Raw genomic sequence first — 25115 nt, forward strand, 5'->3', positions numbered from 1 at the left:
CAGGAGTAAGATATGGCACTTTGGGGCGGACGGTTCACTCAGGCGGCGGATCAGCGGTTCAAGCAACTCAACGATTCGCTGCGGTTCGATTATCGCCTGGCGGAGCAGGATATCGTGGGCTCGGTGGCCTGGTCGAAGGCGCTGGTGACCGTTAACGTGTTGACGGCAACGGAGCAACAGCAGCTGGAGCAGGCGCTGAATGCGCTACTGACGGAGGTCCAGGCCGATCCTTTGGCGATCGTCCAAAGCGATGCCGAAGACATCCACAGCTGGGTGGAGCAGAAGCTGATCGAGAAGGTCGGCGATTTGGGCAAGAAGCTCCACACCGGCCGCAGCCGCAACGATCAGGTCGCGACCGATCTGAAGCTGTGGTGCAAACAGCAGATCGGCGACCTGCATCAGGCGATCGTCCAGCTGCAGCAGGCGCTGGTGGAGACCGCCGAAGCCAACCAGGATGCGGTGATGCCGGGGTATACCCACCTGCAACGCGCGCAGCCGGTGACTTTCGCGCACTGGTGCCTGGCCTATGTCGAGATGCTGGCGCGCGATGAGAGCCGTCTGCAGGATACCCTGAAACGGCTGGACGTCAGCCCGCTGGGCAGCGGCGCGCTGGCCGGCACCGCTTATCCTATCGATCGCGAGCAGCTGGCCGGCTGGCTGGGCTTCGCCTCGGCGACCCGCAACAGCCTGGACAGCGTATCCGATCGCGATCACGTGCTGGAGCTGCTGTCCAACGCCGCCATCAGCATGGTGCACCTGTCGCGCTTCGCCGAAGATCTGATCTTCTTCAACAGCGGCGAAGCGGCGTTTGTTGAGCTGTCCGACCGCGTGACCTCCGGTTCTTCGCTGATGCCGCAGAAGAAAAACCCGGACGCGCTGGAGCTGATCCGCGGCAAATGCGGCCGCGTACAGGGCGCGCTGACCGGTATGATGATGACGCTGAAAGGCCTGCCGCTGGCGTACAACAAAGACATGCAGGAAGACAAAGAAGGGCTGTTTGACGCGCTCGACACCTGGATGGACTGCCTGCAGATGGCGGCGCTGGTGCTGGACGGCATCCAGGTGAAACGCCCGCGCTGTCAGGAAGCGGCGGAACAGGGCTATGCCAATGCCACAGAGCTGGCGGATTACCTGGTCGCCAAGGGCGTGCCGTTCCGCGAAGCGCACCACATCGTCGGCGAGGCGGTGGTAGAAGCGATTCGCCAGGGTAAACCGCTGGAAGCGCTGCCGCTGGCGGATTTGCAGCAGTTTAGCGCGACGATCGGTGACGACGTTTACCCGATCCTGGCGTTGCAATCCTGCCTGGACAAGCGTGCGGCCAAAGGCGGCGTCGCACCGCAGCAGGTGGCCACGGCAATCGCCGCAGCGAAACAGCGTTTGGCCTGACGACGACAAGGGCGGCCCGGCGCCGCCCTTGAACCTTTACCCCGCCAGGCGTGCGCACAGATAACGGTTCAGGCTCACGCCTTCCTCCATCGCGCCGATCGCCAGCCGGCGATGTTGTTCCGGCGTCATGCGCAACACCAGTTTTCCGCTGAAGTTCTTTTCCGCCAGCGCCTGCGGCGGCGTTTCGCCTTGCGTCAGCATATCGGCGATCGTTTCGCTCACCACTTTCTCGATACCCTCCAATGCGCCGGTACGCGTGGCGGCCAGCCAGGACAACGAGGGGAATTCGGCGCACAGCCCGACATATTCACGTTCTTCCGCTGACCAGGTGATGCGATAGGTATAGTGTTCATGCTTTTCCATGTTCTTCCTCCATTCTGGCCAGTGCGGCGATGACCTGCTTAACCTGATATGCCTTGGCTGCGCCGTTGTTGCCGCGTTGGATATTGATGCGCGGATCGCCTGACCAGGGCATGCGATAAACGTGATGGCTGCTACCGTTTTATGCGCGGCGGCCCAAACCATCGCACGCAGATTTTCGCTAATCTCGGCGAATTTGATGCTGTTCTGCCGCTGTTGCAAATCAGCGATGTCATCCCTGATCTCGTTCATGCCGCCTCCATTTTAGTATCATTATTGGTATCATTTCAATGTTGAAGTATAAAAAATGAGCGCAGAAGGGCCGTGAGGCAAGAGGAGGGAGGAAAATGTGGAAAGCGCTGCGCAAAAAAACCGGGCCTGAAGGCCCGGTAGGTGTGAACGGAGAAGGAGGCGTTATTCGCCCGGGCAGCGCTGGCAGCGCTCGATTTCGGCCGTGCCGAGTTTGAGTTTCGCCTGCAGATCGCGCAGCGCGGTGCGCAAGCCTTCTTCGATCACCGGATGATAGAACGGCATGTCCAGCATCTGATCGACGGTCATCTGCTGCTGGTGCGCCCAGGCCAGCAGGTGTGCGATGTGTTCGGCGTCCGGGCCGATCATTTCCGCGCCGAGGAAACGGCCGGTGCCTTGCTCGCCGTAGACGTGCAGAATGCCTTTGTTGCGCAGCATCACTCGCGAGCGGCCCTGATTCTCAAACGAGACGTTGCCCACTTCAAAGCAGCCGCAGGCGCTGAACTTCTCGCTCAGCTCGCGGAAGGTTGAGCCGACCATGGCGATCTGCGGATCGGAGAACACCACCGAAATCGCGCTGCGTCGCAGGCCCGGATTGATCTCCGGGAAGCTGCCGGCGTTGGCACCGGCGATGCGTGCCTGGTCGCTGGCCTCATGCAGCAGCGGCAGTTGGTTGCTGGCGTCGCCGGCGATGAAAATATGCGGCACGCTGGTTTGCATCGTCAGGCGGTCGGCCAGCGGCACGCCGCGAGCGTCGAGCTGCAGGCCGGTGTTTTCGAGGCCCAGCCGATCGACATTGGGGCGGCGGCCGGTGGCGGCCAGCACGTAGTCCACCAGGATCTCCTGCGGTTGGCCCTGCAGATCCCGATAGCGGATAAACACCTTGTCGCCTTCGCGCTGCATCATCTCTACCTTCACGTCGGCGTCGAGGTAGAACTCTTCCCCCAGCGCCTTCGCAGCGTAATCGCGCACGGCGCTGTCGGTCAGCGGCCCGACCGCGCCGCCGATGCCGAAGACCTTGGTGTCGACGCCGAGGCGGTGCAGCGCTTGCCCCAGCTCGAGCCCGATGACGCCGGGGCCGAATACCGCTACGGACTGCGGCAAATCATCCCAGTTGAACAGGTCGTCATTGACGATCAGACGATCGCCCAGTTCGCTCCACGGCGCCGGCCAGCTGGGGCGGGAACCGGTGGCGATCACGATGCGCTGCGCCACGATGCGCGTATGCTCATCGACTTGCAGCGTGTTGTCGTCGATAAACCGGGCATAGCCCTGAATTTTGTCGCCGGCCGGGATCTCGTCCACGCCTTCCAGCACGAAGCCGACGAAGCGATCGCGTTCGCGCTTGACGCGCGCCATCACTTCGCGTCCGTCGATGCGGGTTTTACCGGTTGGGTGCACGCCAAAGCCCGGCGCGCGTTCGATTTGATGCACCGCTTCGGCAGCGGCGATCAACAACTTGGATGGCATACAGCCAACGCGCGCACAGGTGGTGCCGTAAGGCCCGCCTTCGATCATCACCACGCTGGGGGTAGACAGTTTGGCCGCGCGATAGGCGCCGAGCCCTGCGGTGCCGCCGCCGATGACCGCGACATCAACGTTCAACAGTTTCATATCCGCTCCTGAAAGGTAAAAAAAGGGCGGGCCGTAGCCCGCCAAAGTTCACGTTGGCTTTGTTATTACTTATTAAGCTGACAGGAAAGTTTCCAGATCGTCGCTGCCACCGATGTGACGGCCGCCGATGAACACTTGCGGCACCGTGGCGCGGCCGCTGACGGCGCGCAGGCTGACGGTGGTGGCGTCTTTGCCCAGCACGATCTCTTCATACTGAATGCCGCGCTCTTGCAGCATCTGTTTGGCTTTGGCGCAGAATGGGCAGCCTGGTTTGGTGAACAGGGAGACCGACTCCTGCACTTTGAATTCCGGCGCCAGGTATTTCAGCATGGTGTCTGCGTCGGACACCTCAAACGGGTCGCCCGGTTTGTTCGGTTCGACGAACATTTTCTCGACCACGCCGTCGCGCACCAGCATCGAGTAGCGCCATGAACGTGGGCCAAAGCCCAGATCCGCTTTCTCGACCAGCATGTTCATGCCTTTGGTGAATTCACCGTTGCCGTCCGGCACGAAGGTGATGTTTTCCGCATGCTGATCGGCTTTCCAGGCGTTCATCACGAAGGTGTCGTTCACCGAGACGCACAGAATGCCGTCGACGCCGTGCTGTTTGAATACGCTGGACAGCTCGTTGTAGCGCGGCAGATGGCTCGAAGAGCAGGTCGGCGTGAACGCGCCCGGCAGCGAGAACACGATGACCGTTTTGTTTTTGAACAGGTCATCAGTGGTCACATCAATCCATTGGTCGCCCTGACGGGTGTGGAAAGTAACCTGAGGAACTTTCTTGCCTTCTTGACTGGTAAACATTGATTAACCCCTTAATTAGGAAAAGTAATTTTTAGCATTTAGCGCGATATCGCTTCGTTGGGACACATTATTGTCGCTGGGGCTTGATAGATCTAATCGCTCATTGCTATCTTATCTATCGCCATGAGCTATCATGGAATGGAGGGAAACAATGAATATTCGTGATTTAGAGTATCTGGTCGCCTTGGCCGAGCACCGGCACTTCCGCCGTGCGGCCGATTCATGCCATGTAAGCCAGCCCACGCTGAGCGGGCAGATCCGCAAGCTGGAAGACGAGTTGGGCGTCATGCTGCTCGAGCGCACCAGCCGCAAGGTGCTGTTCACCCAGGCGGGTCTGTTGCTGGTGGAGCAGGCGCGTACCGTGCTGCGCGAAGTGAAAGTATTGAAGGAGATGGCCAGCCAGCAGGGCGAAGCCATGTCCGGGCCGCTGCACATCGGCCTGATCCCGACCGTGGGGCCTTATCTGCTGCCGCAGATCATCCCGACGCTGCACAAAACCTTCCCGAAACTGGAAATGTACCTGCACGAGGCGCAAACCCAGCAACTGCTGGCACAGCTCGACAGCGGCAAACTGGACTGCGCCATTCTGGCATTGGTAAAGGAAACCGAGGCGTTTATCGAAGTGCCTCTGTTCGATGAACCGATGAAGCTGGCGGTGTATTCCGATCACCCGTGGGCGCAGCGCGATCGCGTGGCGATGCCGGATTTGGCGGGAGAGAAGCTGCTGATGCTGGAGGATGGCCACTGCCTGCGCGATCAGGCGATGGGCTTCTGCTTCCAGGCGGGCGCGGACGAGGATACCCACTTCCGCGCCACCAGTCTGGAAACGCTGCGCAATATGGTCGCGGCCGGCAGCGGTATTACCCTGCTGCCGTCACTGGCGGTGCCGCCGCAGCGCGAACGCGACGGCGTCTGCTATCTGGATTGCTACAAGCCGGAACCGAAGCGCACCATCGCATTGGTATATCGCCCCGGTTCCCCATTGCGCAGCCGTTATGAGCAGTTGGCCGAAGCGATCCGCGAGCACATGCAGGGCTACATCGACAGCGCGTTAAAACAGGCGGTTTAAGCCGTTAAGCGCCGCCACCCGGTAGGCTTCGGCCATGGTCGGATAGTTGAAGGTCGTATTAACGAAATACTCGATAGTATTGCCTTCACCTTTCTGTTCCATGATCGCCTGACCGATGTGGATGATCTCCGCCGCACGCTCGCCGAAGCAGTGGATCCCGAGGATCTGCAGGGTGTCGCGATGGAACAGGATCTTCAGGCTGCCGACGTTCATCCCGGCGATCTGCGCACGCGCCAGATGTTTGAACTGGGCGCGGCCCACTTCATACGGCACCTTCATCGCCGTCAGTTCCTGCTCGGTTTTGCCGACGGAGCTGATTTCCGGAATGGTGTAGATGCCGGTCGGGATATCTTCGATTAAGTGACCGCTGGCTTCGCCGGAAGCGATCGCCTGCGCGGCGATGCGGCCCTGATCGTAGGCGGCGGAAGCCAGGCTCGGATAGCCGATCACGTCACCGACCGCATAGATGTGCGACAGCGCGGTTTGGTACATGCTGTTCACCTTCAGTAGCCCGCGGCTGTCCGATTCCAGGCCGACGTTTTCCAACCCCAGCGAATCGGTGTTGCCGGTACGGCCGTTGGCGTACAGCAGGCAGTCCGCTTTCACCTTTTTGCCGGACTTCAGGTGCACGATCACGCCGTCTTCGGTACCTTCAATCTTCTCGAACTCCTCGTTGTGGCGGATCACCACGCCGTTGTTCCAGAAGTGGTAAGAGAGCGAATCCGACATCTCCTGATCGAGGAACGCCAGCAGGCGATCGCGGGTGTTGATCAGATCGACCTTGACGTTCAGACCGCGGAAGATAGACGCGTATTCGCAGCCGATCACCCCGGCGCCGTAAATGATCACGTGGCGCGGTTCATGGCTCAGCTCGAGAATGGAATCGCTGTCGTAGATGCGCGGGTGATTGAAATCGACGCTGGCCGGATGGTAAGGGCGCGAGCCGCAGGCGATCACGATGTGGTCGGCGCGGATGGTGTCCTGGGTGCCGTCCATGTAGCTGACGCTGACGGTGTTGGCGTCGATGAAGCGCGCGTCGCCGGCGAACAGTTTGCACTGGTTCCGCTCATAGAAGCCTTGGCGCATGCGGGTCTGCTGGCTGATGACGTTATCGGCGTGGCGTAAAATGTCAGGGAAGGTCGCGCTGAGCGTGCGCGAGTTGTTGTAAAGCGGGTTCTGGTTGAATTCGATAATGCGGCTGACGGCGTGGCGGAGGGCTTTGGAAGGGATGGTGCCCCAGTGGGTACATCCGCCGCCTACGTTGTTGTACCGTTCGATAACGGCCACGCGGGCGCCCTGTTTCACCAGCCCCATGGCGGCACCTTCACCACCAGGGCCCGAGCCAATCACAATGGCATCAAATTGATAGTGCTGTTGCATGTAGGAGAGACCTGTTTTTTTATACAAGATTACAACGGTATCTTAACATCATAGCGCTGCTCACCCAATCACCATTAGGCTTTTTGAGGCAAAGCACAATCGGCTCAGGGCGGAAGTGTGATAGAGCGCGTTAGTATAAATGCTGTTGCAATAAAATTTGCTATATTGCCGAGTCTAGGGCGTTAGACTGAGAGAATGGAACCTATCCGGATATGCATATGGGCGTCAGAGCACAACAAAAAGAACGGACTCGTCGTTCCCTGATCGAAGCCGCTTTCAGCCAGCTGAGCGCCGAACGCAGCTTCGCCAGTCTGAGCCTGCGGGAAGTTTCACGCGAGGCGGGCATCGCGCCCACGTCGTTTTATCGCCATTTCCGCGATGTGGACGAGTTGGGGCTGACCATGGTGGATGAAAGCGGCCTGATGCTGCGTCAGTTGATGCGCCAGGCGCGCCAACGCATCGCCAAAGGCGGCAGCGTGATCCGCACCTCGGTGTCCACCTTTATGGAGTTTATCGGCAACAACCCGAACGCCTTCCGCCTGCTGCTGCGCGAGCGCTCCGGCACGTCGGCGGCATTCCGTGCGGCGGTGGCGCGCGAGATCCAGCATTTCATCGCCGAACTGGCGGACTACCTCGAGTTGGAAAATCACATGCCGCGCAGCTTTACCGAAGCGCAGGCCGAAGCGATGGTCACCATCGTGTTCAGCGCCGGCGCGGAAGCGCTGGATATCGACGTCGAGCAGCGGCAGCAGCTGGAAGAACGGCTGGTGCTGCAGCTGCGGATGATCTCCAAAGGGGCGTATTACTGGTATCGCCGCGAACAAGAAAAAGCTTCTGTGTCCCACGTATAAAAAAGGTAAAAAATGATGGAAAAACCAGGCCGTGAAAATGGCACCTTACTGCTGGCGTTGATTGCCGGCCTTTCGATCAACGGTTCCTTTGCCGCGCTGTTCAGCTCGGTGGTGCCGTTTTCGATCTTCCCGCTGATCGCGTTGGTGCTGGCGGTGTACTGCCTGCATCAGCGTTACCTGAACCGCGCCATGCCGGACGGCATGCCGAAGCTGGCGGCGGCCTGTTTCCTGCTGGGGCTGCTGTTGTACAGCGCCATCGTGCGCGCCGAATATCCGCAGATCGGCTCCAACTTCCTGCCGTCGGTGATCTGCGTGGCGCTGGTGCTGTGGATCGGGATGAAACTGAAGGCGCGCAAGGCGCCGGATGCGCCGACTCAAGAGTCGTAATGCAACGGGGCGCCATCATAGCGCCCCTGTCATATCAGCGGTGCTTTTCCAGCAACACGCCGCATTCCATGTGATGGGTATACGGGAACTGATCGAACAGCGCCAGACGGCTGACCCGGTGGGTGGCCTGCAGCGTTTCAAGGTTGGCGCACAGCGTTTCCGGGTTGCATGAGATATACAGAATGCGCGGGTAGGCCTGCACCATCTTCACCGTTTCATCGTCCAGCCCGCTGCGCGGTGGATCGACGAAAATCGTCTCGCAGTTGTAACCGCTCAGATCGATGCCCTTCAACCGGTTGAATTCGCGCACCCCGTTCATCGCCTGGGTAAAATCTTCCGCCGCCATGCGGATGATCTGCACATTGTCGATATGGTTGGCAGCGATGTTGTATTGCGCCGCCGCCACCGACGGTTTGGCGATCTCGGTCGCCAGCACGCGCTCGAAATTGCGCGCCAGCGCCAGCGAGAAGTTGCCGTTGCCGCAATACAGCTCCAGCAAATCGCCTTTGGAACCGGCGGTCACCGCCAGCGCCCATTCCAGCATTTGCACGTTCATGGCCGCGTTGGGCTGTGTAAAGCTGTTTTCCACCTGGCGGTAGATCATGTCGCGGCCGGCGACCGGCAGCACTTCGTCAACATAATCCTGGTCGAGCATGATTTTGGTCTTCGACGCCCGGCCGATTAGCTGCAGGTCGAAACCTTGCGCGCGCAGCTCATCGCGCAACTGCTCGGCGCGCTGTTGCCAAACGTCATCCAGCTTGCGGTGGTACAGCAGCGAGGCGATGATTTTGCCGCTTTGCGTCGACAGATAATCGATCTGGAACAGCTTGTGACGCAGGATCGGTTCCGGTTTCAGCGCGGCGATCAGGGCGCTCATCAGGCGGTTGATCAGCTCGCTGGCGGCCGGGAATTGATCGACGCGAATACGCTGCTTGGTCTGCTGATCGAACATGATGTGGTACATGTCGTCCGCGTCGTGCCAGATGCGGAATTCGGCGCGCATGCGGTAGTGGTCGACTGGCGAGCGGAACACTTCCGGCTCGGGCGCCGCGAACGGTGACATCAACGTCTTCAGGCGGGCGACTTTCTCCGCCAGTTGGTCATCGTAACGTTCAATAGGCAAATTCTCGGGCGTCATGTGTTTCTTCTCGTCAGGCAAATTTGATCAGCGGGGATTGTAGGGAATCAGCCCGTGAAGTCCAGTTTTGTCGCGTTTATTATTTGTAACATCAATGGCAGTCTAGACATCTATTTGCATTGATCGTAGCATTGCCGTCCGGCCTCAAGCAGCGAGTGAAAAGGGAATCCGGTGTGAATCCGGAGCTGACGCGCAGCGGTAAGGGGAAGTCACGGCGATAGCGTTTCGACGCAGACACTGTCCACTGCAGGATGGGAAGTCATCGCCCGTTGCCGGTCGCGCCCGCGGCCCGCAAATCCCAAGCCCGAAGACCTGCCGGTGTTACGTCGCAATGTCCGTGGCCGTCGCGAACTACCGGCCATGATCCTGCGGCATCCGCCAATTAAGTTTGGATGCTTTTCTCATGACAATTACAAAAAATACGCTGCTGGCGGTGGTCTCCTCCGTCACGGCCTTTTCTGGATGGGCGCAAGACAACACGACAGCCACGAGTGGCGATAACCTGGTGGTGACCGCCAACCGCTTCCCGCAGCCGGTTTCTTCCGTGCTGGCTTCTACGTCGATCGTGACTAAAGATGATATTGATCGTTGGCAGTCCAAAAATCTTTTAGAGGTGATGCGGCGACTGCCCGGCGTTGATATTGCTCAAACGGGGGGGTTGGGACAAAGCGCCTCTTTGTATGTCAGAGGTTCAGAGGCGCGCCATACTTTAGTGCTCATAGATGGTGTCCCAATCGCGAAACCTGGTATTACAGGCGTGGCGGATTTTAACCAAATACCTATCTCGTTAGTGCAACGTATTGAATTTATCCGTGGACCTCGCTCCGCAGTATATGGTGCCGATGCTATTGGGGGGGTCATTAACATCATTACACAGACGGATGCAGATAGAGCAAATCTGACGGCTGGATTGGGTTCCAACCGTTATCAGGAATACAGTGGTAGTTTCCAACGTAAGGTGAACGACAATACTCGTGTCACGGTAGCAGGAGCCTTTCAGGACAGCAAAGGCTACAACATCCAACCTAACTCGACATATAGCGTAGATAGCGATCGTGACGGTTGGGGTAACAAATCGTTCTGGGCTGGGATTGAGCATAAGTTTAGTGAACAGGTGTCTGGCTTTGTCCGTGGTTATGGCTATGGAGCAAGCAGTGACTACGATGCGGGGTCTGCAGGAAGCCCTGATGAACAGCAGATCTATAATCATACCTATGACGGTGGACTCCGCTATCAGCAAGACAGTTTTGCCTCCCAGATCGTCGCCAGCTACCAGAAATATAAGACACTTAATTATCTCAGTACGGAAGGCCGCTATGCCGATAGTAATTCCCTGGATGACATGGAGCAGCGTAATGTGCAATGGGGTAATACGTTAGCACTGGGACATGGGATGGTGAGTGCAGGCCTTAACTGGAAGCAACAAAAACTGGTTTCCACGGGTCTTGGTTATGACTCTGTAACTTATTTGCCTTATCGAGCGGGTGATAATTACAAACAGGATAATACTGGGGCATATGTTACTGCCCAGCAGCAGTTCGATACCATCACTGTAGAAGGTGCGCTTCGTGGCGATGATAACGAGGATTTTGGTACGCATGGCACATGGCAAACGGCTATTGCTTGGGAGTTCATCCCTGAATATCGTCTAGGTATCTCTTATGGGACGGCTTTCCAGGCGCCTACGTTAGGTCAGCTATATGGCCAGAGGCGTTTTGGTATCGCCTCAAATGAACATTTGAAGCCTGAAGAGTCGAAGCAGTGGGAAGCCAGTTTGGAAGCTACCTCTGGACCATTGCACTGGCGGTTGGCTGCTTACCACAATAAAACTAGCAACCTGATTGACTATTACTATAACACTTTGACGTCATCGGGCGCCTACTACAATATTAAGGCCGCCACTATGAAAGGTCTTGAATGGAATGGGGACTTTGATACCGGGATTTTCAATCATCAGATTACGCTCGGTTATCTTGATGCTCGCCGGGATGAAGATAATGAAGTGCTGGCTCGTCGTGCCAAACAACAGGCTAAATATCAGTTGAGCTGGGTAATGTATGACTTTGATTTTGATGTTAGCTATCAGTATTTCGGTAAGCGCTTCGATAACAACACCAGTATCTATAATACGGAACAGCGTCGTTTACCGAGTTATAGCACTGTTGATCTCGCAGTTTCGTATCCGGTCACATCTCATCTGACAGTTCGTGGTAGAATTGCCAACCTGTTTGATAAAGATTATGAGACGGCCTATGGCTACGCTACTCCAGGAAGAGAATACTACCTCACTGGAAGCTATACCTTCTAACAGCACCGCCACACCTCGCCCGACGGTGCTGGTTTTCGATTCCGGCGTCGGCGGGCTGTCGGTATATCAAGAGATTCGGCAGTTGCTGCCGGATCTCCACTATATATACGCTTTCGACAACGTGGCGTTCCCCTACGGTGAGAAGTCCGAAGAGTTTATCGTTGGGCGCGTGCTGGAGATTGTCGGTGCAGTGCAGCAGCGGCATCCTCTGGCGATTGTCGTCATTGCCTGTAACACTGCCAGCACCGTCTCCTTGCCGGCCCTGCGCGAGCGTTTCAGTTTCCCGGTCGTGGGCGTGGTGCCCGCCATCAAGCCTGCCGCCCGTCTTACCGTCAATGGCATCGTCGGCCTGTTGGCGACTCGCGGCACCGTACAGCGCAGCTACACCCACGAACTGATTTCCCGTTTCGCTACCGACTGCAAGATTGAGCTGCTGGGCTCTTCAGAGCTGGTGGAGCTGGCGGAGGCCAAGCTGCACGGCGAAGCCGTGCCGCTGCCGGTGCTGAAGAAGATCCTGCATCCGTGGCTGAGCATGCGCGAGCCGCCGGATACCGTCGTGCTGGGCTGCACCCATTTCCCTCTATTAGCTGAAGAGCTGATGCAGGTGTTGCCGGAAGGCACCCGGCTGGTGGATTCCGGTGCGGCGATTGCCCGTCGTACCGCCTGGCTCATCTCGACGCAGGAAAATCTGGTCTCGAGCCAGGAAGAGAATCTGGCGTATTGCATGGCGTTAAATGAAGATACTGACGCTTTATTGCCCGTTTTGCAGGGCTACGGCTTTAAATCGTTGAAAAAACTGCCGCTTTAACGGTGTTTTGGTTAAACATTCAACGGTCGGAAAAAATATTGAAAATAGGGGTTGCGGCCCGCCGAGAACTCCCTATAATGCGCCTCCACTGACCGGGAACAACGACTGACAAGCCGCCGGGTCAGCGAGAGGAAAGCGAAATAAACGCTTGACTCTCAGGGCGAAAAGCGTAATATACGCAGCCCGCGCCGATGAGTTTCTCGGTACTGCTCTTTAACAATTTATCAGACAATCTGTGTGGGCACTCCACAAGACGATATCCAGCATCTTCGGATGCAAAAAAATATCAAGTCTTGAAGAGTGACTAACTGAAGTAAAATTCATGCAGTAAATCTTTGAGCATCGCTTCTCGAGTGGAAGCAAATCAAGCTTTTAATTGAAGAGTTTGATCATGGCTCAGATTGAACGCTGGCGGCAGGCTTAACACATGCAAGTCGAGCGGTAGCACAGGGGAGCTTGCTCCCTGGGTGACGAGCGGCGGACGGGTGAGTAATGTCTGGGAAACTGCCTGATGGAGGGGGATAACTACTGGAAACGGTAGCTAATACCGCATAACGTCGCAAGACCAAAGAGGGGGACCTTCGGGCCTCTTGCCATCAGATGTGCCCAGATGGGATTAGCTAGTAGGTGGGGTAATGGCTCACCTAGGCGACGATCCCTAGCTGGTCTGAGAGGATGACCAGCCACACTGGAACTGAGACACGGTCCAGACTCCTACGGGAGGCAGCAGTGGGGAATATTGCACAATGGGCGCAAGCCTGATGCAGCCATGCCGCGTGTGTGAAGAAGGCCTTCGGGTTGTAAAGCACTTTCAGCGAGGAGGAAGGTGGTGAGCTTAATACGTTCATCAATTGACGTTACTCGCAGAAGAAGCACCGGCTAACTCCGTGCCAGCAGCCGCGGTAATACGGAGGGTGCAAGCGTTAATCGGAATTACTGGGCGTAAAGCGCACGCAGGCGGTTTGTTAAGTCAGATGTGAAATCCCCGGGCTCAACCTGGGAACTGCATTTGAAACTGGCAAGCTAGAGTCTCGTAGAGGGGGGTAGAATTCCAGGTGTAGCGGTGAAATGCGTAGAGATCTGGAGGAATACCGGTGGCGAAGGCGGCCCCCTGGACGAAGACTGACGCTCAGGTGCGAAAGCGTGGGGAGCAAACAGGATTAGATACCCTGGTAGTCCACGCTGTAAACGATGTCGATTTGGAGGTTGTGCCCTTGAGGCGTGGCTTCCGGAGCTAACGCGTTAAATCGACCGCCTGGGGAGTACGGCCGCAAGGTTAAAACTCAAATGAATTGACGGGGGCCCGCACAAGCGGTGGAGCATGTGGTTTAATTCGATGCAACGCGAAGAACCTTACCTACTCTTGACATCCAGAGAACTTTCCAGAGATGGATTGGTGCCTTCGGGAGCTCTGAGACAGGTGCTGCATGGCTGTCGTCAGCTCGTGTTGTGAAATGTTGGGTTAAGTCCCGCAACGAGCGCAACCCTTATCCTTTGTTGCCAGCGGTTCGGCCGGGAACTCAAAGGAGACTGCCAGTGATAAACTGGAGGAAGGTGGGGATGACGTCAAGTCATCATGGCCCTTACGAGTAGGGCTACACACGTGCTACAATGGCATATACAAAGAGAAGCGACCTCGCGAGAGCAAGCGGACCTCATAAAGTATGTCGTAGTCCGGATTGGAGTCTGCAACTCGACTCCATGAAGTCGGAATCGCTAGTAATCGTAGATCAGAATGCTACGGTGAATACGTTCCCGGGCCTTGTACACACCGCCCGTCACACCATGGGAGTGGGTTGCAAAAGAAGTAGGTAGCTTAACCTTCGGGAGGGCGCTTACCACTTTGTGATTCATGACTGGGGTGAAGTCGTAACAAGGTAACCGTAGGGGAACCTGCGGTTGGATCACCTCCTTACCTAAAGATATTAGTTCGAGTGGCGTGCTCACACAGATTGTCTGATAGAAAGTAACGAGCAGAAATACCTTTATAGGCTTGTAGCTCAGGTGGTTAGAGCGCACCCCTGATAAGGGTGAGGTCGGTGGTTCAAGTCCACTCAGGCCTACCACTTCTCGGAAGTGGAAAAGGTACTGCGCGTGACTGTATGGGGCTATAGCTCAGCTGGGAGAGCGCCTGCCTTGCACGCAGGAGGTCAGCGGTTCGATCCCGCTTAGCTCCACCATATAGTCCGGTATTTCAATACTTCAGAGTATATTGGCGACAGTATGCTGCGAAGTATTTTGCTCTTTAACAATCTGGAACAAGCTGAAAATTGAAACATGACGGCTGAAATTTACCCCTCCGTAGAAGTATTGGGGTAAAGAGTAACCTGTCATAGAGTCTCTCAAATGTTTGCAGCACGAACGATGGAAACATCTTCGGGTTGTGAGGTTAAGTGACTAAGCGTACACGGTGGATGCCTAGGCAGTCAGAGGCGATGAAGGGCGTGCTAATCTGCGAAAAGCGTCGGTAAGGTGATATGAACCGTTACAACCGGCGATACCCGAATGGGGAAACCCAGTGTGTTTCGACACACTATCATGTCATGAATACATAGTGGCATGAGGCGAACCGGGGGAACTGAAACATCTAAGTACCCCGAGGAAAAGAAATCAACCGAGATTCCCCCAGTAGCGGCGAGCGAACGGGGAGGAGCCCAGAACCTGAATCGGCTTGTGTGTTAGTGGAAGCGTCTGGAAAGTCGCGCAGCAAAGGGTGATAGCCCCGTACACTAAAATGCACAGGTCGTGAGTTCGATGAGTAGGGCGGGACACGTGACATCCTGTCTGAATATGGGGGGACCATCCTCCAAGGCTAAATACTCCTGACTGACCGATAGTGAACCAGTACCGTGAGGGAAAGGCGAAAAGAACCCCGGCGAGGGGAGTGAAATAGAACCTGAAACCGTGTACGTACAAGCAGTGGGAGCACCTTCGTGGTGTGACTGCGTACCTTTTGTATAATGGGTCAGCGACTTATATTTTGTAGCAAGGTTAACCGTATAGGGGAGCCGTAGGGAAACCGAGTCTTAACTGGGCGAATAGTTGCAAGGTATAGACCCGAAACCCGGTGATCTAGCCATGGGCAGGTTGAAGGTTGGGTAACACTAACTGGAGGACCGAACCGACTAATGTTGAAAAATTAGCGGATGACTTGTGGCTGGGGGTGAAAGGCCAATCAAACCGGGAGATAGCTGGTTCTCCCCGAAAGCTATTTAGGTAGCGCCTCGTGAACTCATCTTCGGGGGTAGAGCACTGTTTCGGCTAGGGGGCCATCCCGGCTTACCAAACCGATGCAAACTCCGAATACCGAAGAATGTTATCACGGGAGACACACGGCGGGTGCTAACGTCCGTCGTGAAGAGGGAAACAACCCAGACCGCCAGCTAAGGTCCCAAAGTCATGGTTAAGTGGGAAACGATGTGGGAAGGCATAGACAGCCAGGATGTTGGCTTAGAAGCAGCCATCATTTAAAGAAAGCGTAATAGCTCACTGGTCGAGTCGGCCTGCGCGGAAGATGTAACGGGGCTAAACCATGCACCGAAGCTGCGGCAGCGACGTTTAGGCGTTGTTGGGTAGGGGAGCGTTCTGTAAGCCGTTGAAGGTGGCCTGTGAGGGTTGCTGGAGGTATCAGAAGTGCGAATGCTGACATAAGTAACGATAAAGCGGGTGAAAAGCCCGCTCGCCGGAAGACCAAGGGTTCCTGTCCAACGTTAATCGGGGCAGGGTGAGTCGACCCCTAAGGCGAGGCTGAAAAGCGTAGTCGATGGGAAACAGGTTAATATTCCTGTACTTGGTGTTACTGCGAAGGGGGGACGGAGAAGGCTAGGCTAGCCGGGCGACGGTTGTCCCGGTTTAAGCGTGTAGGGGGTGTGACCTGGTAAATCCGGTTGCATATCAACCCTGAGGCGTGATGACGATGCACTACGGTGCAGAAGTAGTTGATGCCCTGCTTCCAGGAAAAGCCTCTAAGCTCTAGGTAACATTAAATCGTACCCCAAACCGACACAGGTGGTCAGGTAGAGAATACCAAGGCGCTTGAGAGAACTCGGGTGAAGGAACTAGGCAAAATGGTGCCGTAACTTCGGGAGAAGGCACGCTGGCATGTAGGTGAAGTCCTTCGCGGATGGAGCTGAAGCCAGTCGAAGATACCAGCTGGCTGCAACTGTTTAATAAAAACACAGCACTGTGCAAACACGAAAGTGGACGTATACGGTGTGACGCCTGCCCGGTGCTGGAAGGTTAATTGATGGGGTCAGCCGCAAGGCGAAGCTCTTGATCGAAGCCCCAGTAAACGGCGGCCGTAACTATAACGGTCCTAAGGTAGCGAAATTCCTTGTCGGGTAAGTTCCGACCTGCACGAATGGCGTAATGATGGCCAGGCTGTCTCCACCCGAGACTCAGTGAAATTGAACTCGCTGTGAAGATGCAGTGTACCCGCGGCAAGACGGAAAGACCCCGTGAACCTTTACTATAGCTTGACACTGAACATTGAGCCTTGATGTGTAGGATAGGTGGGAGGCTTTGAAGCGTGGACGCCAGTCTGCGTGGAGCCATCCTTGAAATACCACCCTTTAATGTTTGATGTTCTAACTCGGCCCCATAATCTGGGGTGAGGACAGTGTCTGGTGGGTAGTTTGACTGGGGCGGTCTCCTCCCAAAGAGTAACGGAGGAGCACGAAGGTTAGCTAATCACGGTCGGACATCGTGAGGTTAGTGCAAAGGCATAAGCTAGCTTGACTGCGAGAGTGACGGCTCGAGCAGGTACGAAAGTAGGTCTTAGTGATCCGGTGGTTCTGAATGGAAGGGCCATCGCTCAACGGATAAAAGGTACTCCGGGGATAACAGGCTGATACCGCCCAAGAGTTCATATCGACGGCGGTGTTTGGCACCTCGATGTCGGCTCATCACATCCTGGGGCTGAAGTAGGTCCCAAGGGTATGGCTGTTCGCCATTTAAAGTGGTACGCGAGCTGGGTTTAGAACGTCGTGAGACAGTTCGGTCCCTATCTGCCGTGGGCGTTGGAAGATTGAGAGGGGTTGCTCCTAGTACGAGAGGACCGGAGTGAACGCACCACTGGTGTTCGGGTTGTCATGCCAATGGCATTGCCCGGTAGCTAAGTGCGGAAAAGATAAGCGCTGAAAGCATCTAAGCGCGAAACTTGCCTCAAGATGAGTCTTCCCTGGGCCTTTAAGGCCCCTGAAGGAACGTTTAAGACTAAGACGTTGATAGGCTGGGTGTGTAAGTGCAGCGATGCATTGAGCTAACCAGTACTAATGATCCGTGAGGCTTAACCTTACAACACCGAAGGTGTTTTTAGAGAGATTTTCAGCGAAGTTCCGAGATTGGTTCTGATGGCTTCAGGAGAGTGAAGCGGTTGGAATAAAACAGAATTTGCCTGGCGGCAATAGCGCGGTGGTCCCACCTGACCCCATGCCGAACTCAGAAGTGAAACGCCGTAGCGCCGATGGTAGTGTGGGGTCTCCCCATGCGAGAGTAGGACACTGCCAGGCATCAAATAAACGTTATCAGCGTGACGACTGGTAATGCGCAAATCGCAGAGCGCGATTTTGCCGGCATCGAGAGATGCAACGTAAAAGAATCGGTGGAGCGGTAGTTCAGTTGGTTAGAATACCTGCCTGTCACGCAGGGGGTCGCGGGTTCGAGCCCCGTCCGTTCCGCCACTTATTTAATTATGCCTGCTTTATTAGCAGGCATAATGTTAAGCGAGATTTAGGGGCGTAGCTCAGTTGGTAGAGCACCGGTCTCCAAAACCGGGTGTCGCGAGTTCGAGTCTCTCCGCCCCTGCCATATTAAGAACCCTTTGCGAAAGCAAAGGGTTTTTTTTTGCCTATCATTTTTCTTCCTTACCGCTTTGAAACAGAGCACATGGACGTTAGGTGCCGATGTTTGCCCGATCCTGGTTGCTCCATCCTCTTCCGATCTTTACCCCCGTGACCTCCTGATTCCCTTGCTGTTTTGCATTTTCTTCTCTCAGAGGGCGATGGGTGCATTTTAACGTGATAGACAGCCATGACCACGATGGCGGCGTTTAAGGCCGCCATAACGCTTTAGGCTGCGGTATTTAAAGGTATTTTAAGTAATTGCCGAATCAAAGGTTGTTGATCGCTGTTTTGCAACCAGACGGCATACAGGGGGCGGATAATCGGTGGGATCTCGGCGGCGGCCACCAGCTGTGGGTATTCTTGTTCCCACTGGCTGGGCAGGAAAGCGCATCCGCCCGTGGTTTCCAGCAGCTGACGCGTCAGGTGAGCGGAGGTAGTGGTGAGCACCGGCACGTTATCGCCTTCCAGCATGCGGCTTTCCTGTTGGTGAAAGTCGGCTCCCCATTCCAGCTTGATGTAGGGCATTGGGGCCTGTTTATCACGATGCGCGGATGAGAACAGGCGTAATGAGAAATTGCTCAGCTGCTGGCTGGCCAATTCATCCATCTTCGGCGGTTCAGTGGTGATCAGTAAATCGAGCTGCCTTTCATGCAGTTGTTTTACCAAAGAGTGCCTTAATGCCACCCTGGCTTCGAGCTGTAGCGCCTCGCGTTGTTGATAGAGCGCCTGCAACCAGGGGGTCAGATAGGCCTCCCACAGCGAAGCGGTAGCGCCAATCGACAACTCGGTGTGTTGCAGCGAACGCACGACCTCCTTCTTCGCCAACTGCCAGGTGTTCATCAGGCTCTCGGCATAGGGCAGAAGCCGCTCACCGGCAGGCGTCAGGCGGATATTGTTGCGATGACGGGTAAATAAATTTGCGCCCAGCTGGTTTTCTAACTGACGGATGCGGAAACTGACCGCGGACTGCGTTAAGTACAAAGATTCTGCGGCTCTGCCAAAGTGACGCGTTCTACTGACCTCCAAAAAGGTTTTCAGTAATTCGGTATCCACACCTATCTCCAAAAAAATTTGTCGTTAAGATTTAAATGTTTTGTTTTACACGCTGTCAAGCCTATCTAATACTCCGCGCCATAAACAGCACGGCCATAAGAGAATTAGGAGCGTGTCAGATGGCGGATAGCTTCACCACGACCAATCGTTTTTTTGATAATAAACATTACCCTCGCGGGTTCTCCCGTCACGGCGATTTCACCATTAAAGAGGCGCAATTGCTAGAGCGCTTCGGTTACGCGTTTAACGAGTTGGACTCGGGTAAACGCCAGCCGGCCACTGAAGAAGAACAGCTGTTCGTCGCAGTGTGCCGCGGTGAGCGCGAAGCGGCTACCGAGCAGGAAAAAGTATGGGCTAAATATCTGGCGCGCACACGTCGCCCGAAGAAATTCCATACTCTGTCCGGCGGTAAACCGCAGGCTGACGCAGTAGAAGATTACAGCGACAGCGACGACTAAAGACGATGGGGCCTGCGGGCCCCATTTTCTATTCCAGACTACGATGCAGCTGTAACAGCAGACGGTCCATACTGCGATAGCCCAGCGCTTCGCTGAGATGGCGCCTGTTGAGCTCAACATCCCCCGCCAAATCCGCCAACGTGCGCGCAACTTTCAAGATGCGCTGCCAGGCGCGGACCGATAACCCCAGCGCGTTTAATGTTGCCTCCAAAAACTCGGCGTCTGCCGTCTGCAGAACGCAATCACGTTCCACTTCGCGGTTGCTCAACAGCGCGTTGACTTTACCGGCACGTTCGAGCTGCCGGGCGCGTGCCTGCTGCACCCGTTTTCGCACCAGCTCACTGCTTTCTCCCTGCGTTTTCCGCTGACTGAGCGTACCCGGAGGCAACAGCGGCACTTCGATAGACAGATCGAAACGGTCGAGAAAAGGCCCTGACAGCCGGGCCAGATAGCGCAATACCTGCTGCGGTGAGGCGCGATTGTGTAACCCCTGATAATGTCCGGTCGGGCTGGGGTTCATTGCCGCAATCAACTGCACTCTGGCGGGGAAACAGACCTTGGCGTTGGCGCGTGAAATCACGATCTCGCCGGACTCCAGCGGCTCACGCAGCGCATCCAGCACCTTACGCTCGAATTCCGGTAGCTCATCCAGAAACAGCACGCCGTTATGCGCCATAGAGATCTCACCGGGGCGGGGCAGTGAGCCGCCGCCGACCAATGCCGCCATCGATGCACTGTGATGCGGTGCGCGAAACGGCCTCTGGCGCCATGGCAGGGCGGCGGGGATATGGTGCTGCAAGCTGGCGACCGCCAGGCTTTCCAGCGCCTCATGCTCCGTGAGCGGCGGTAGCAGGCCTGTGAGGCGGCTGGCCAACATGGTTTTACCGGTGCCGGGCGGCCCAATCAGCAGCAGGTTATGCCCGCCGGCGGCGGCGATCTCCAGTGCCCGCTTGGCTTGTTCCTGACCGATGATGTCGCGCAGATCGGCGCTGTCGCAGGCGGTGTCCGCAGCGGGAGGCGTGGCCGCCACCGGCAGTTCGCCCTGGCCGAGCAGAAAGGCGCAGACTTCCAGCAGGTGCCGGGCGGTATGGGAGCGCGACTGTGCGATCAGGCCGACCTCGGCGGCGTTGTCCGTCGAGAGGATCAGTTGCCGCCCGGCGTCAGCCGCCGCCAGCGCCGCCGGGATCGCGCCCCTGACCGCGCGCAGTGCGCCGGACAGTGCGAGCTCGCCAAGAAACTCGTAGCGCGCCAACGGTGCGAGGGGCAATTGCTCGGAGGCGGCGAGGATCGCCAGCGCTATCGGCAGATCGTAACGCCCGCCTTCTTTCGGCAGATCGGCGGGCGCCAAATTGACGGTGATGCGCCGGGCGGGAAAGGTGAAACCGTTGTTGATCAGGGCACTGCGTACCCGATCGCGCGCCTCTTTCACCGTGGTTTCCGGCAGACCGACCAGCGTCAGGCCGGGCAGGCCATTGCTGATATGCACCTCCACCGTCACGGAAGGGGCCTGAACGCCGATGATGGCGCGGCTATAGATTACCGCCAGTGACATATCGCTCTCCTTGCTGATGGCGACATGATGCGCGATTCATCTTGGTGGTGCGCGGAGTTATTGGTGTTTTTTCGATGGTTTTCGCAGCTTAATCACCGATTTTTATCTCATTGAATGGGATTGTGCGAGCAGACTCGCAGCCTGCGGCAATACCCATTAACAATTCGCTGAAGGCTGCAACACATTAGCGGCCCAGACGCATTGCAACCATAGGCTTGATGGGTGTATTTAACAATTGATTAAAAGAAAAATCACTTCTTTAACAAACCTCGACCGCCGCCGCATTCTGCCCGGCAGCCGCTAAGCCTCCTGACTTCGTACTCTACGGTAGGGATAACACTATGTTCGGTTGGACCCCGCTGCAGCGCAACGCGGCAATCGCCAGCTTTTCAAGCTGGACGCTCGACGCTTTCGATTTTTTCGTGCTGGTATTCTTACTCAGCGATATCGCGCAATCCTTTCACGTCGGCCTGGAACAGGTCACGTTGGCGATTCTGCTCACGCTGGCGGTGCGGCCTATCGGCGCGCTGATCTTCGGGCGCGCGGCGGAAAAGTATGGCCGCAAGCCGATCCTGATGTTGAATATCGTCTTCTTCTCGGTATTTGAGCTGCTCTCCGCCGCCGCGCCCTCGCTGACGGTCTTTTTGCTGTTGCGGGTGTTGTACGGGGTTGCGATGGGCGGCATCTGGGGCGTGGCGTCGTCATTGGCGATGGAAACCATACCGGACCGCTCACGCGGCCTGATGTCGGGTATTTTCCAGGCTGGCTATCCGTTCGGTTATCTGCTGGCGGCGGTGGTGTACGGCCTGCTGTTCGAAACGGTCGGCTGGCGCGGCATGTTCGTTATCGGCGCAGCGCCGATCCTGCTGCTGCCGTTTATTTATTATTGCGTGCAGGAGTCGCCGGTGTGGCTGGCGGCGCGCGAACGCAAAGAAAGCACCGCTTTGCTGCCGGTATTGAAGAGCCACTGGAAGCTGTGCTGCTATCTGGTGCTGCTGATGGCGGCGTTCAATTTCTTCTCCCACGGCACGCAGGATCTGTATCCGGTATTTTTGAAAGTTCAGCACGGTTTTGACCCTAAAACCGTCAGTATCATCGCCATAAGCTACAATATCGCGTCCATTATCGGCGGCGTTTTCTTCGGTTCGTTATCGGAAAAGATCGGCCGTAAGAAAGCGATCATCATCGCCGCGCTGCTGGCGTTGCCGGTGATCCCGCTGTGGGCGTTTTCCAGCGGTTCATTGATGCTCGGGATCGGCGCTTTCCTGATGCAGTTCATGGTGCAGGGTGCCTGGGGCGTGATACCGACCTACCTGACCGAACTGGTGCCGGCCAACACCCGCGCGGTGCTGCCGGGGTTCGTGTACCAGCTGGGCAATCTGATCGCCTCGGTCAACGCCACGCTGCAAGCCACCATCGCCGAGCATCATGGGCATAATTACGGCCTGGCGATGGCGATCGTCGCCGCTACGGTGGCGGTGGCGATCGCCCTGTTGGTGTTCTTCGGCAAGGATACGCGCGGCAAGGCGATCACCGACGCGGTGAAAAATCCGGACATGCGCGCCAACGTGTGAAAGAGGGGGGGATTTGCGTGAGGTATGACCAGATTGCGCCGAATAATAACGCAAAAAAAGTGTTGTCATGCCGCGCGCGACTATGGTACCTCTGTAAGCATTAGTTCTGAATGAGCACAGTGAACAAACCCATTATGAAAGCCTTTGCCCAAGTGATTAGCCTAGTCGTGATTAGCGTGGTGGTGATTATTATCCCACCGTGCGGGGCTGCACTTGGACGAAGAAAGGCTTAGCAAACAAGCCGGAATCGCAAGAGAACCCCCGCACCGTCAGGTCCGGGGGTTTTTTATTGGCAAGAGAAAAGTGGAGCAAGGGGCAGAGCATGAAAAACAGAACAAAATCCTGCAGTTGTCGAAGTAAGACGGGGAAATAACTATGAATGGCGCTCAGTGGGTAGTTCAAGCGTTGCGTGCGCAGGGTGTGGATACCGTATTCGGCTATCCGGGTGGGGCAATCATGCCGGTGTACGATGCGCTGTACGACGGCGGTGTGGAACACCTGCTGTGTCGCCATGAACAGGGCGCCGCGATGGCCGCCATCGGCTACGCCCGCGCCACCGGCAAAGTCGGCGTTTGCATCGCCACTTCCGGCCCTGGCGCCACCAACCTGATCACTGGCCTGGCTGATGCGCTGCTCGATTCCGTTCCCGTTGTCGCCATCACCGGTCAGGTGGGTTCCGCGCTGATCGGCACCGATGCCTTTCAGGAGATCGATGTTCTCGGCCTGTCTCTGGCCTGCACCAAGCACAGCTTCCTGGTGGAATCGCTGGACGCCTTGCCGGGCATCATGGCGGAAGCGTTCGCCATCGCCGCAGGCGGCCGCCCTGGCCCGGTGCTGATCGATATCCCGAAAGACATTCAGCTGGCGCAGGGCGACTTGCACCCGCATCTGATGCCGGTCGACGAAGCGCCGGCGTTCCCGGCGGCAGCGTTGGCAGAAGCGGCCGAGCTGCTGGCGCAGGCCCAAAAACCGATGCTGTACGTCGGCGGCGGCGTGGGCATGGCGCAGGCGGTGCCGGCGCTGCGTGAATTTATCGCCGTGACCCGCATGCCGAACGTCGCCACCCTGAAGGGGCTGGGTGCGCCGGATGCGCAAGATCCGCTGTACCTCGGCATGTTGGGCATGCACGGCACCAAGGCTGCCAACCTGGCGGTGCAGGCGTGCGATTTGCTGATTGCCGTCGGCGCGCGTTTCGATGACCGCGTAACCGGCAAACTGAACGCCTTCGCACCGCATGCCAAAGTGATCCACATGGATATCGATCCGGCGGAGATGAGCAAGCTGCGCCAGGCGCATGTGGCCCTGCAGGGCGATCTGAAAGCGTTGCTGCCGGCGTTGCAGCGCCCGCTGAATATCGCCGCCTGGCAGCAGCAGGTGGCGGTACTGAAAGCTGAGCACGCCTGTCGCTACGATCACCCCGGCCAGCCGATCTACGCGCCATTGTTCTTGCGCCAGCTGTCCGCCCGCAAGCCGGCCAACAGCGTGGTGACCACCGACGTGGGCCAGCATCAGATGTGGAGCGCGCAGCACATGACGTTCGAACGCCCGGAGAATTTCATCACCTCCAGCGGCCTCGGCACCATGGGGTTCGGCGTGCCGGCGGCGGTGGGGGCCCAGATCGCGCGCCCGCAAGATACGGTGATCTGCGTCTCGGGCGATGGCTCCTTCATGATGAACGTACAGGAGCTGGGCACCATCAAGCGTAAACAGCTGCCGCTCAAGATCGTGCTGCTGGACAACCAACGCCTCGGAATGGTGCGTCAGTGGCAGCAGCTGTTCTTCGACGGCCGCTACAGCGAAACCAACCTGTCCGATAACCCCGACTTCCTGATGCTGGCCGCCGCCTTCGGCATTCCCGGCCAGCGCATCAGCCGCAAGGATCAGGTGGAGGACGCGCTCGAGGCGCTGTTCAACACCGAAGGCCCTTATCTGCTGCAGGTCTCTATCGACGAACTCGAAAACGTCTGGCCGCTGGTGCCGCCGGGCGCCGGCAACGAAACCATGTTGGAGGAAATATCATGATGCAGCATCAACTCTCTATCCAGGCGCGTTTTCGCCCCGAAATGTTAGAGCGCGTATTGCGGGTCGTGCGTCATCGCGGCTTTCAGGTTTGTGCTATGAATATGGTTTCTCCGGCCAACGCCGACAGCATCAATATCGAATTGACCGTTGCCAGCCCACGTCCGGTCGCCCTGTTGTCATCTCAGTTAAGCAAACTGCTGGACGTCTCCTGCGTCGAGATCCAGCAGCCAACATCACAACAAATACGCGCCTGAGGCGC

Annotated in this window: 18 protein-coding genes, 4 tRNA genes, 3 rRNA genes and 1 riboswitch; of the genes, 18 read left to right on the forward strand and 7 right to left on the reverse strand. The window is 56.9% G+C overall.

Annotated features, from left to right (window positions below):
- The first annotated feature begins 12 nt into the window (after window positions 1-12).
- The gene (gene argH / locus GF111_RS13620; protein WP_038872696.1) at window positions 13-1386 is read left to right on the forward strand and encodes an argininosuccinate lyase; all 1374 of its coding nucleotides are present in this window, start codon (window positions 13-15) and stop codon (window positions 1384-1386) included.
- A gap of 36 nt (window positions 1387-1422) precedes the next feature.
- Here the strand turns inward: argH and GF111_RS13625 are convergent, their stop codons facing one another.
- The 3 genes from GF111_RS13625 to GF111_RS13635 form a co-directional block, all read right to left on the reverse strand.
- Window positions 1423-1749 carry a type II toxin-antitoxin system HicB family antitoxin gene (locus tag GF111_RS13625; protein ID WP_038872699.1) on the reverse strand — a complete coding sequence of 109 codons (327 nt, stop codon included), beginning with the start codon at window positions 1747-1749 and terminating at the stop codon, window positions 1423-1425.
- A 411-nt stretch (window positions 1750-2160) separates the two neighbouring features.
- Window positions 2161-3609 (reverse strand): dihydrolipoyl dehydrogenase, encoded by a 1449-nt coding sequence (locus GF111_RS13630; protein WP_038872702.1) that lies wholly within the window; start codon window positions 3607-3609, stop codon window positions 2161-2163.
- A 72-nt stretch (window positions 3610-3681) separates the two neighbouring features.
- Window positions 3682-4413, reverse strand: coding sequence for a glutathione peroxidase (locus GF111_RS13635; RefSeq protein ID WP_019452251.1), 732 nt, complete (start codon window positions 4411-4413; stop codon window positions 3682-3684).
- A gap of 151 nt (window positions 4414-4564) precedes the next feature.
- Between GF111_RS13635 and oxyR the strand changes: the two genes are divergently transcribed.
- Window positions 4565-5482 (forward strand): DNA-binding transcriptional regulator OxyR, encoded by a 918-nt coding sequence (oxyR, locus tag GF111_RS13640; RefSeq protein ID WP_038872705.1) that lies wholly within the window; start codon window positions 4565-4567, stop codon window positions 5480-5482.
- On the opposite strand, the gene sthA is transcribed toward oxyR, so the two are convergent.
- Complete coding sequence (sthA, locus tag GF111_RS13645) at window positions 5465-6862, reverse strand: Si-specific NAD(P)(+) transhydrogenase (protein ID WP_004931047.1); 1398 nt, start codon at window positions 6860-6862, stop codon at window positions 5465-5467. The two genes, oxyR and sthA, sit on opposite strands and share 18 nt — an antisense overlap.
- 218 nt (window positions 6863-7080) lie before the next feature.
- Between sthA and fabR the strand changes: the two genes are divergently transcribed.
- Together fabR and GF111_RS13655 are read left to right on the forward strand one after the other, a co-directional pair.
- Complete coding sequence (fabR, locus tag GF111_RS13650; protein ID WP_004931044.1) at window positions 7081-7713, forward strand: HTH-type transcriptional repressor FabR; 633 nt, start codon at window positions 7081-7083, stop codon at window positions 7711-7713.
- Window positions 7714-7728: 15 nt separating this feature from the next.
- A complete protein-coding gene (locus GF111_RS13655) occupies window positions 7729-8100 on the forward strand; it encodes a YijD family membrane protein (RefSeq protein WP_025304650.1) in 372 nt (123 codons plus the stop codon).
- A 34-nt stretch (window positions 8101-8134) separates the two neighbouring features.
- Here the strand turns inward: GF111_RS13655 and trmA are convergent, their stop codons facing one another.
- On the reverse strand, window positions 8135-9238 hold the full coding sequence (gene trmA / locus GF111_RS13660; RefSeq protein WP_147190752.1) for a tRNA (uridine(54)-C5)-methyltransferase TrmA: 1104 nt from the start codon (window positions 9236-9238) through the stop codon (window positions 8135-8137).
- A gap of 122 nt (window positions 9239-9360) precedes the next feature.
- Window positions 9361-9573, forward strand: a riboswitch (cobalamin riboswitch).
- A 68-nt stretch (window positions 9574-9641) separates the two neighbouring features.
- On the opposite strand from trmA, the gene btuB reads away from it, so the two are divergent.
- From btuB to GF111_RS13705, 9 genes are all read left to right on the forward strand, one after another.
- Entirely contained in the window at window positions 9642-11546 is a 1905-nt protein-coding gene (gene btuB, locus GF111_RS13665) for a TonB-dependent vitamin B12 receptor BtuB (protein ID WP_047730818.1), read from the forward strand.
- Window positions 11491-12354, forward strand: a complete 864-nt coding sequence (gene murI / locus GF111_RS13670) for a glutamate racemase (protein ID WP_080491225.1) — start codon at window positions 11491-11493, stop codon at window positions 12352-12354. Before btuB ends, murI begins: the two co-directional genes overlap by 56 nt.
- A 373-nt stretch (window positions 12355-12727) precedes the next feature.
- Window positions 12728-14269 (forward strand): 16S ribosomal RNA (locus tag GF111_RS13675).
- A 74-nt stretch (window positions 14270-14343) separates the two neighbouring features.
- Window positions 14344-14420: transfer RNA gene (locus GF111_RS13680), tRNA-Ile, on the forward strand.
- Between the two features lie 38 nt (window positions 14421-14458).
- Window positions 14459-14534: transfer RNA gene (locus tag GF111_RS13685), tRNA-Ala, on the forward strand.
- A gap of 207 nt (window positions 14535-14741) precedes the next feature.
- Window positions 14742-17649, forward strand: a 23S ribosomal RNA gene (locus GF111_RS13690).
- A 99-nt stretch (window positions 17650-17748) separates the two neighbouring features.
- Window positions 17749-17864: ribosomal RNA gene (gene rrf / locus GF111_RS13695) — 5S ribosomal RNA — on the forward strand.
- Together the 16S, 23S and 5S rRNA genes with 4 tRNA genes alongside form the textbook arrangement of a ribosomal RNA operon.
- A 94-nt stretch (window positions 17865-17958) precedes the next feature.
- Window positions 17959-18035, forward strand: a tRNA-Asp gene (locus GF111_RS13700).
- 51 nt (window positions 18036-18086) lie between these two features.
- Window positions 18087-18162 (forward strand) — tRNA-Trp (locus tag GF111_RS13705).
- Window positions 18163-18422: 260 nt separating this feature from the next.
- Here the strand turns inward: GF111_RS13705 and hdfR are convergent.
- Window positions 18423-19250, reverse strand: coding sequence for an HTH-type transcriptional regulator HdfR (hdfR, locus tag GF111_RS13710; protein ID WP_047729627.1), 828 nt, complete (start codon window positions 19248-19250; stop codon window positions 18423-18425).
- Between the two features lie 119 nt (window positions 19251-19369).
- Here hdfR and GF111_RS13715 point away from each other — a divergent pair, with 119 nt between their 5' ends.
- On the forward strand, window positions 19370-19708 hold the full coding sequence (locus GF111_RS13715; protein ID WP_019455272.1) for a DUF413 domain-containing protein: 339 nt from the start codon (window positions 19370-19372) through the stop codon (window positions 19706-19708).
- Window positions 19709-19736: 28 nt separating this feature from the next.
- On the opposite strand, the gene GF111_RS13720 is transcribed toward GF111_RS13715, so the two are convergent.
- Entirely contained in the window at window positions 19737-21260 is a 1524-nt protein-coding gene (locus tag GF111_RS13720) for a YifB family Mg chelatase-like AAA ATPase (RefSeq protein ID WP_147190738.1), read from the reverse strand.
- A gap of 341 nt (window positions 21261-21601) precedes the next feature.
- Here GF111_RS13720 and GF111_RS13725 point away from each other — a divergent pair, with 341 nt between their 5' ends.
- From GF111_RS13725 to ilvM, 4 genes are all read left to right on the forward strand, one after another.
- A complete protein-coding gene (locus tag GF111_RS13725) occupies window positions 21602-22834 on the forward strand; it encodes an MFS transporter (protein ID WP_038874708.1) in 1233 nt (410 codons plus the stop codon).
- A gap of 134 nt (window positions 22835-22968) precedes the next feature.
- Window positions 22969-23067 carry an ilv operon leader peptide gene (gene ilvL, locus GF111_RS13730; protein ID WP_013814970.1) on the forward strand — a complete coding sequence of 33 codons (99 nt, stop codon included), beginning with the start codon at window positions 22969-22971 and terminating at the stop codon, window positions 23065-23067.
- Between the two features lie 142 nt (window positions 23068-23209).
- A complete protein-coding gene (gene ilvG / locus GF111_RS13735; protein ID WP_047729630.1) occupies window positions 23210-24856 on the forward strand; it encodes an acetolactate synthase 2 catalytic subunit in 1647 nt (548 codons plus the stop codon).
- Window positions 24853-25110 carry an acetolactate synthase 2 small subunit gene (gene ilvM, locus GF111_RS13740; protein ID WP_038874702.1) on the forward strand — a complete coding sequence of 86 codons (258 nt, stop codon included), beginning with the start codon at window positions 24853-24855 and terminating at the stop codon, window positions 25108-25110. The genes ilvG and ilvM overlap by 4 nt, the downstream gene beginning before the upstream one ends.
- Window positions 25111-25115: the final 5 nt, after the last annotated feature.

The organism is Serratia sp. HRI, from assembly GCF_010119335.3.
Taxonomy (GTDB): Bacteria; Pseudomonadota; Gammaproteobacteria; order Enterobacterales; family Enterobacteriaceae; genus Serratia; species Serratia nevei.

Bases quoted from the DNA above. Each gene is read 5' to 3' on its own strand.
- argH (WP_038872696.1), top strand. From the start codon at position 13: ATGGCACTTTGGGGCGGACGGTTCACTCAGGCGGCGGATCAGCGGTTC.
- GF111_RS13625 (WP_038872699.1), bottom strand. From the start codon at position 1,749: ATGGAAAAGCATGAACACTATACCTATCGCATCACCTGGTCAGCGGAA.
- GF111_RS13630 (WP_038872702.1), bottom strand. From the start codon at position 3,609: ATGAAACTGTTGAACGTTGATGTCGCGGTCATCGGCGGCGGCACCGCA.
- GF111_RS13635 (WP_019452251.1), bottom strand. From the start codon at position 4,413: ATGTTTACCAGTCAAGAAGGCAAGAAAGTTCCTCAGGTTACTTTCCAC.
- oxyR (WP_038872705.1), top strand. From the start codon at position 4,565: ATGAATATTCGTGATTTAGAGTATCTGGTCGCCTTGGCCGAGCACCGG.
- sthA (WP_004931047.1), bottom strand. From the start codon at position 6,862: ATGCAACAGCACTATCAATTTGATGCCATTGTGATTGGCTCGGGCCCT.
- fabR (WP_004931044.1), top strand. From the start codon at position 7,081: ATGGGCGTCAGAGCACAACAAAAAGAACGGACTCGTCGTTCCCTGATC.
- GF111_RS13655 (WP_025304650.1), top strand. From the start codon at position 7,729: ATGGAAAAACCAGGCCGTGAAAATGGCACCTTACTGCTGGCGTTGATT.
- trmA (WP_147190752.1), bottom strand. From the start codon at position 9,238: ATGACGCCCGAGAATTTGCCTATTGAACGTTACGATGACCAACTGGCG.
- btuB (WP_047730818.1), top strand. From the start codon at position 9,642: ATGACAATTACAAAAAATACGCTGCTGGCGGTGGTCTCCTCCGTCACG.
- murI (WP_080491225.1), top strand. From the start codon at position 11,491: ATGGCTACGCTACTCCAGGAAGAGAATACTACCTCACTGGAAGCTATA.
- GF111_RS13715 (WP_019455272.1), top strand. From the start codon at position 19,370: ATGGCGGATAGCTTCACCACGACCAATCGTTTTTTTGATAATAAACAT.
- GF111_RS13720 (WP_147190738.1), bottom strand. From the start codon at position 21,260: ATGTCACTGGCGGTAATCTATAGCCGCGCCATCATCGGCGTTCAGGCC.
- GF111_RS13725 (WP_038874708.1), top strand. From the start codon at position 21,602: ATGTTCGGTTGGACCCCGCTGCAGCGCAACGCGGCAATCGCCAGCTTT.
- ilvL (WP_013814970.1), top strand. From the start codon at position 22,969: ATGAAAGCCTTTGCCCAAGTGATTAGCCTAGTCGTGATTAGCGTGGTG.
- ilvG (WP_047729630.1), top strand. From the start codon at position 23,210: ATGAATGGCGCTCAGTGGGTAGTTCAAGCGTTGCGTGCGCAGGGTGTG.
- ilvM (WP_038874702.1), top strand. From the start codon at position 24,853: ATGATGCAGCATCAACTCTCTATCCAGGCGCGTTTTCGCCCCGAAATG.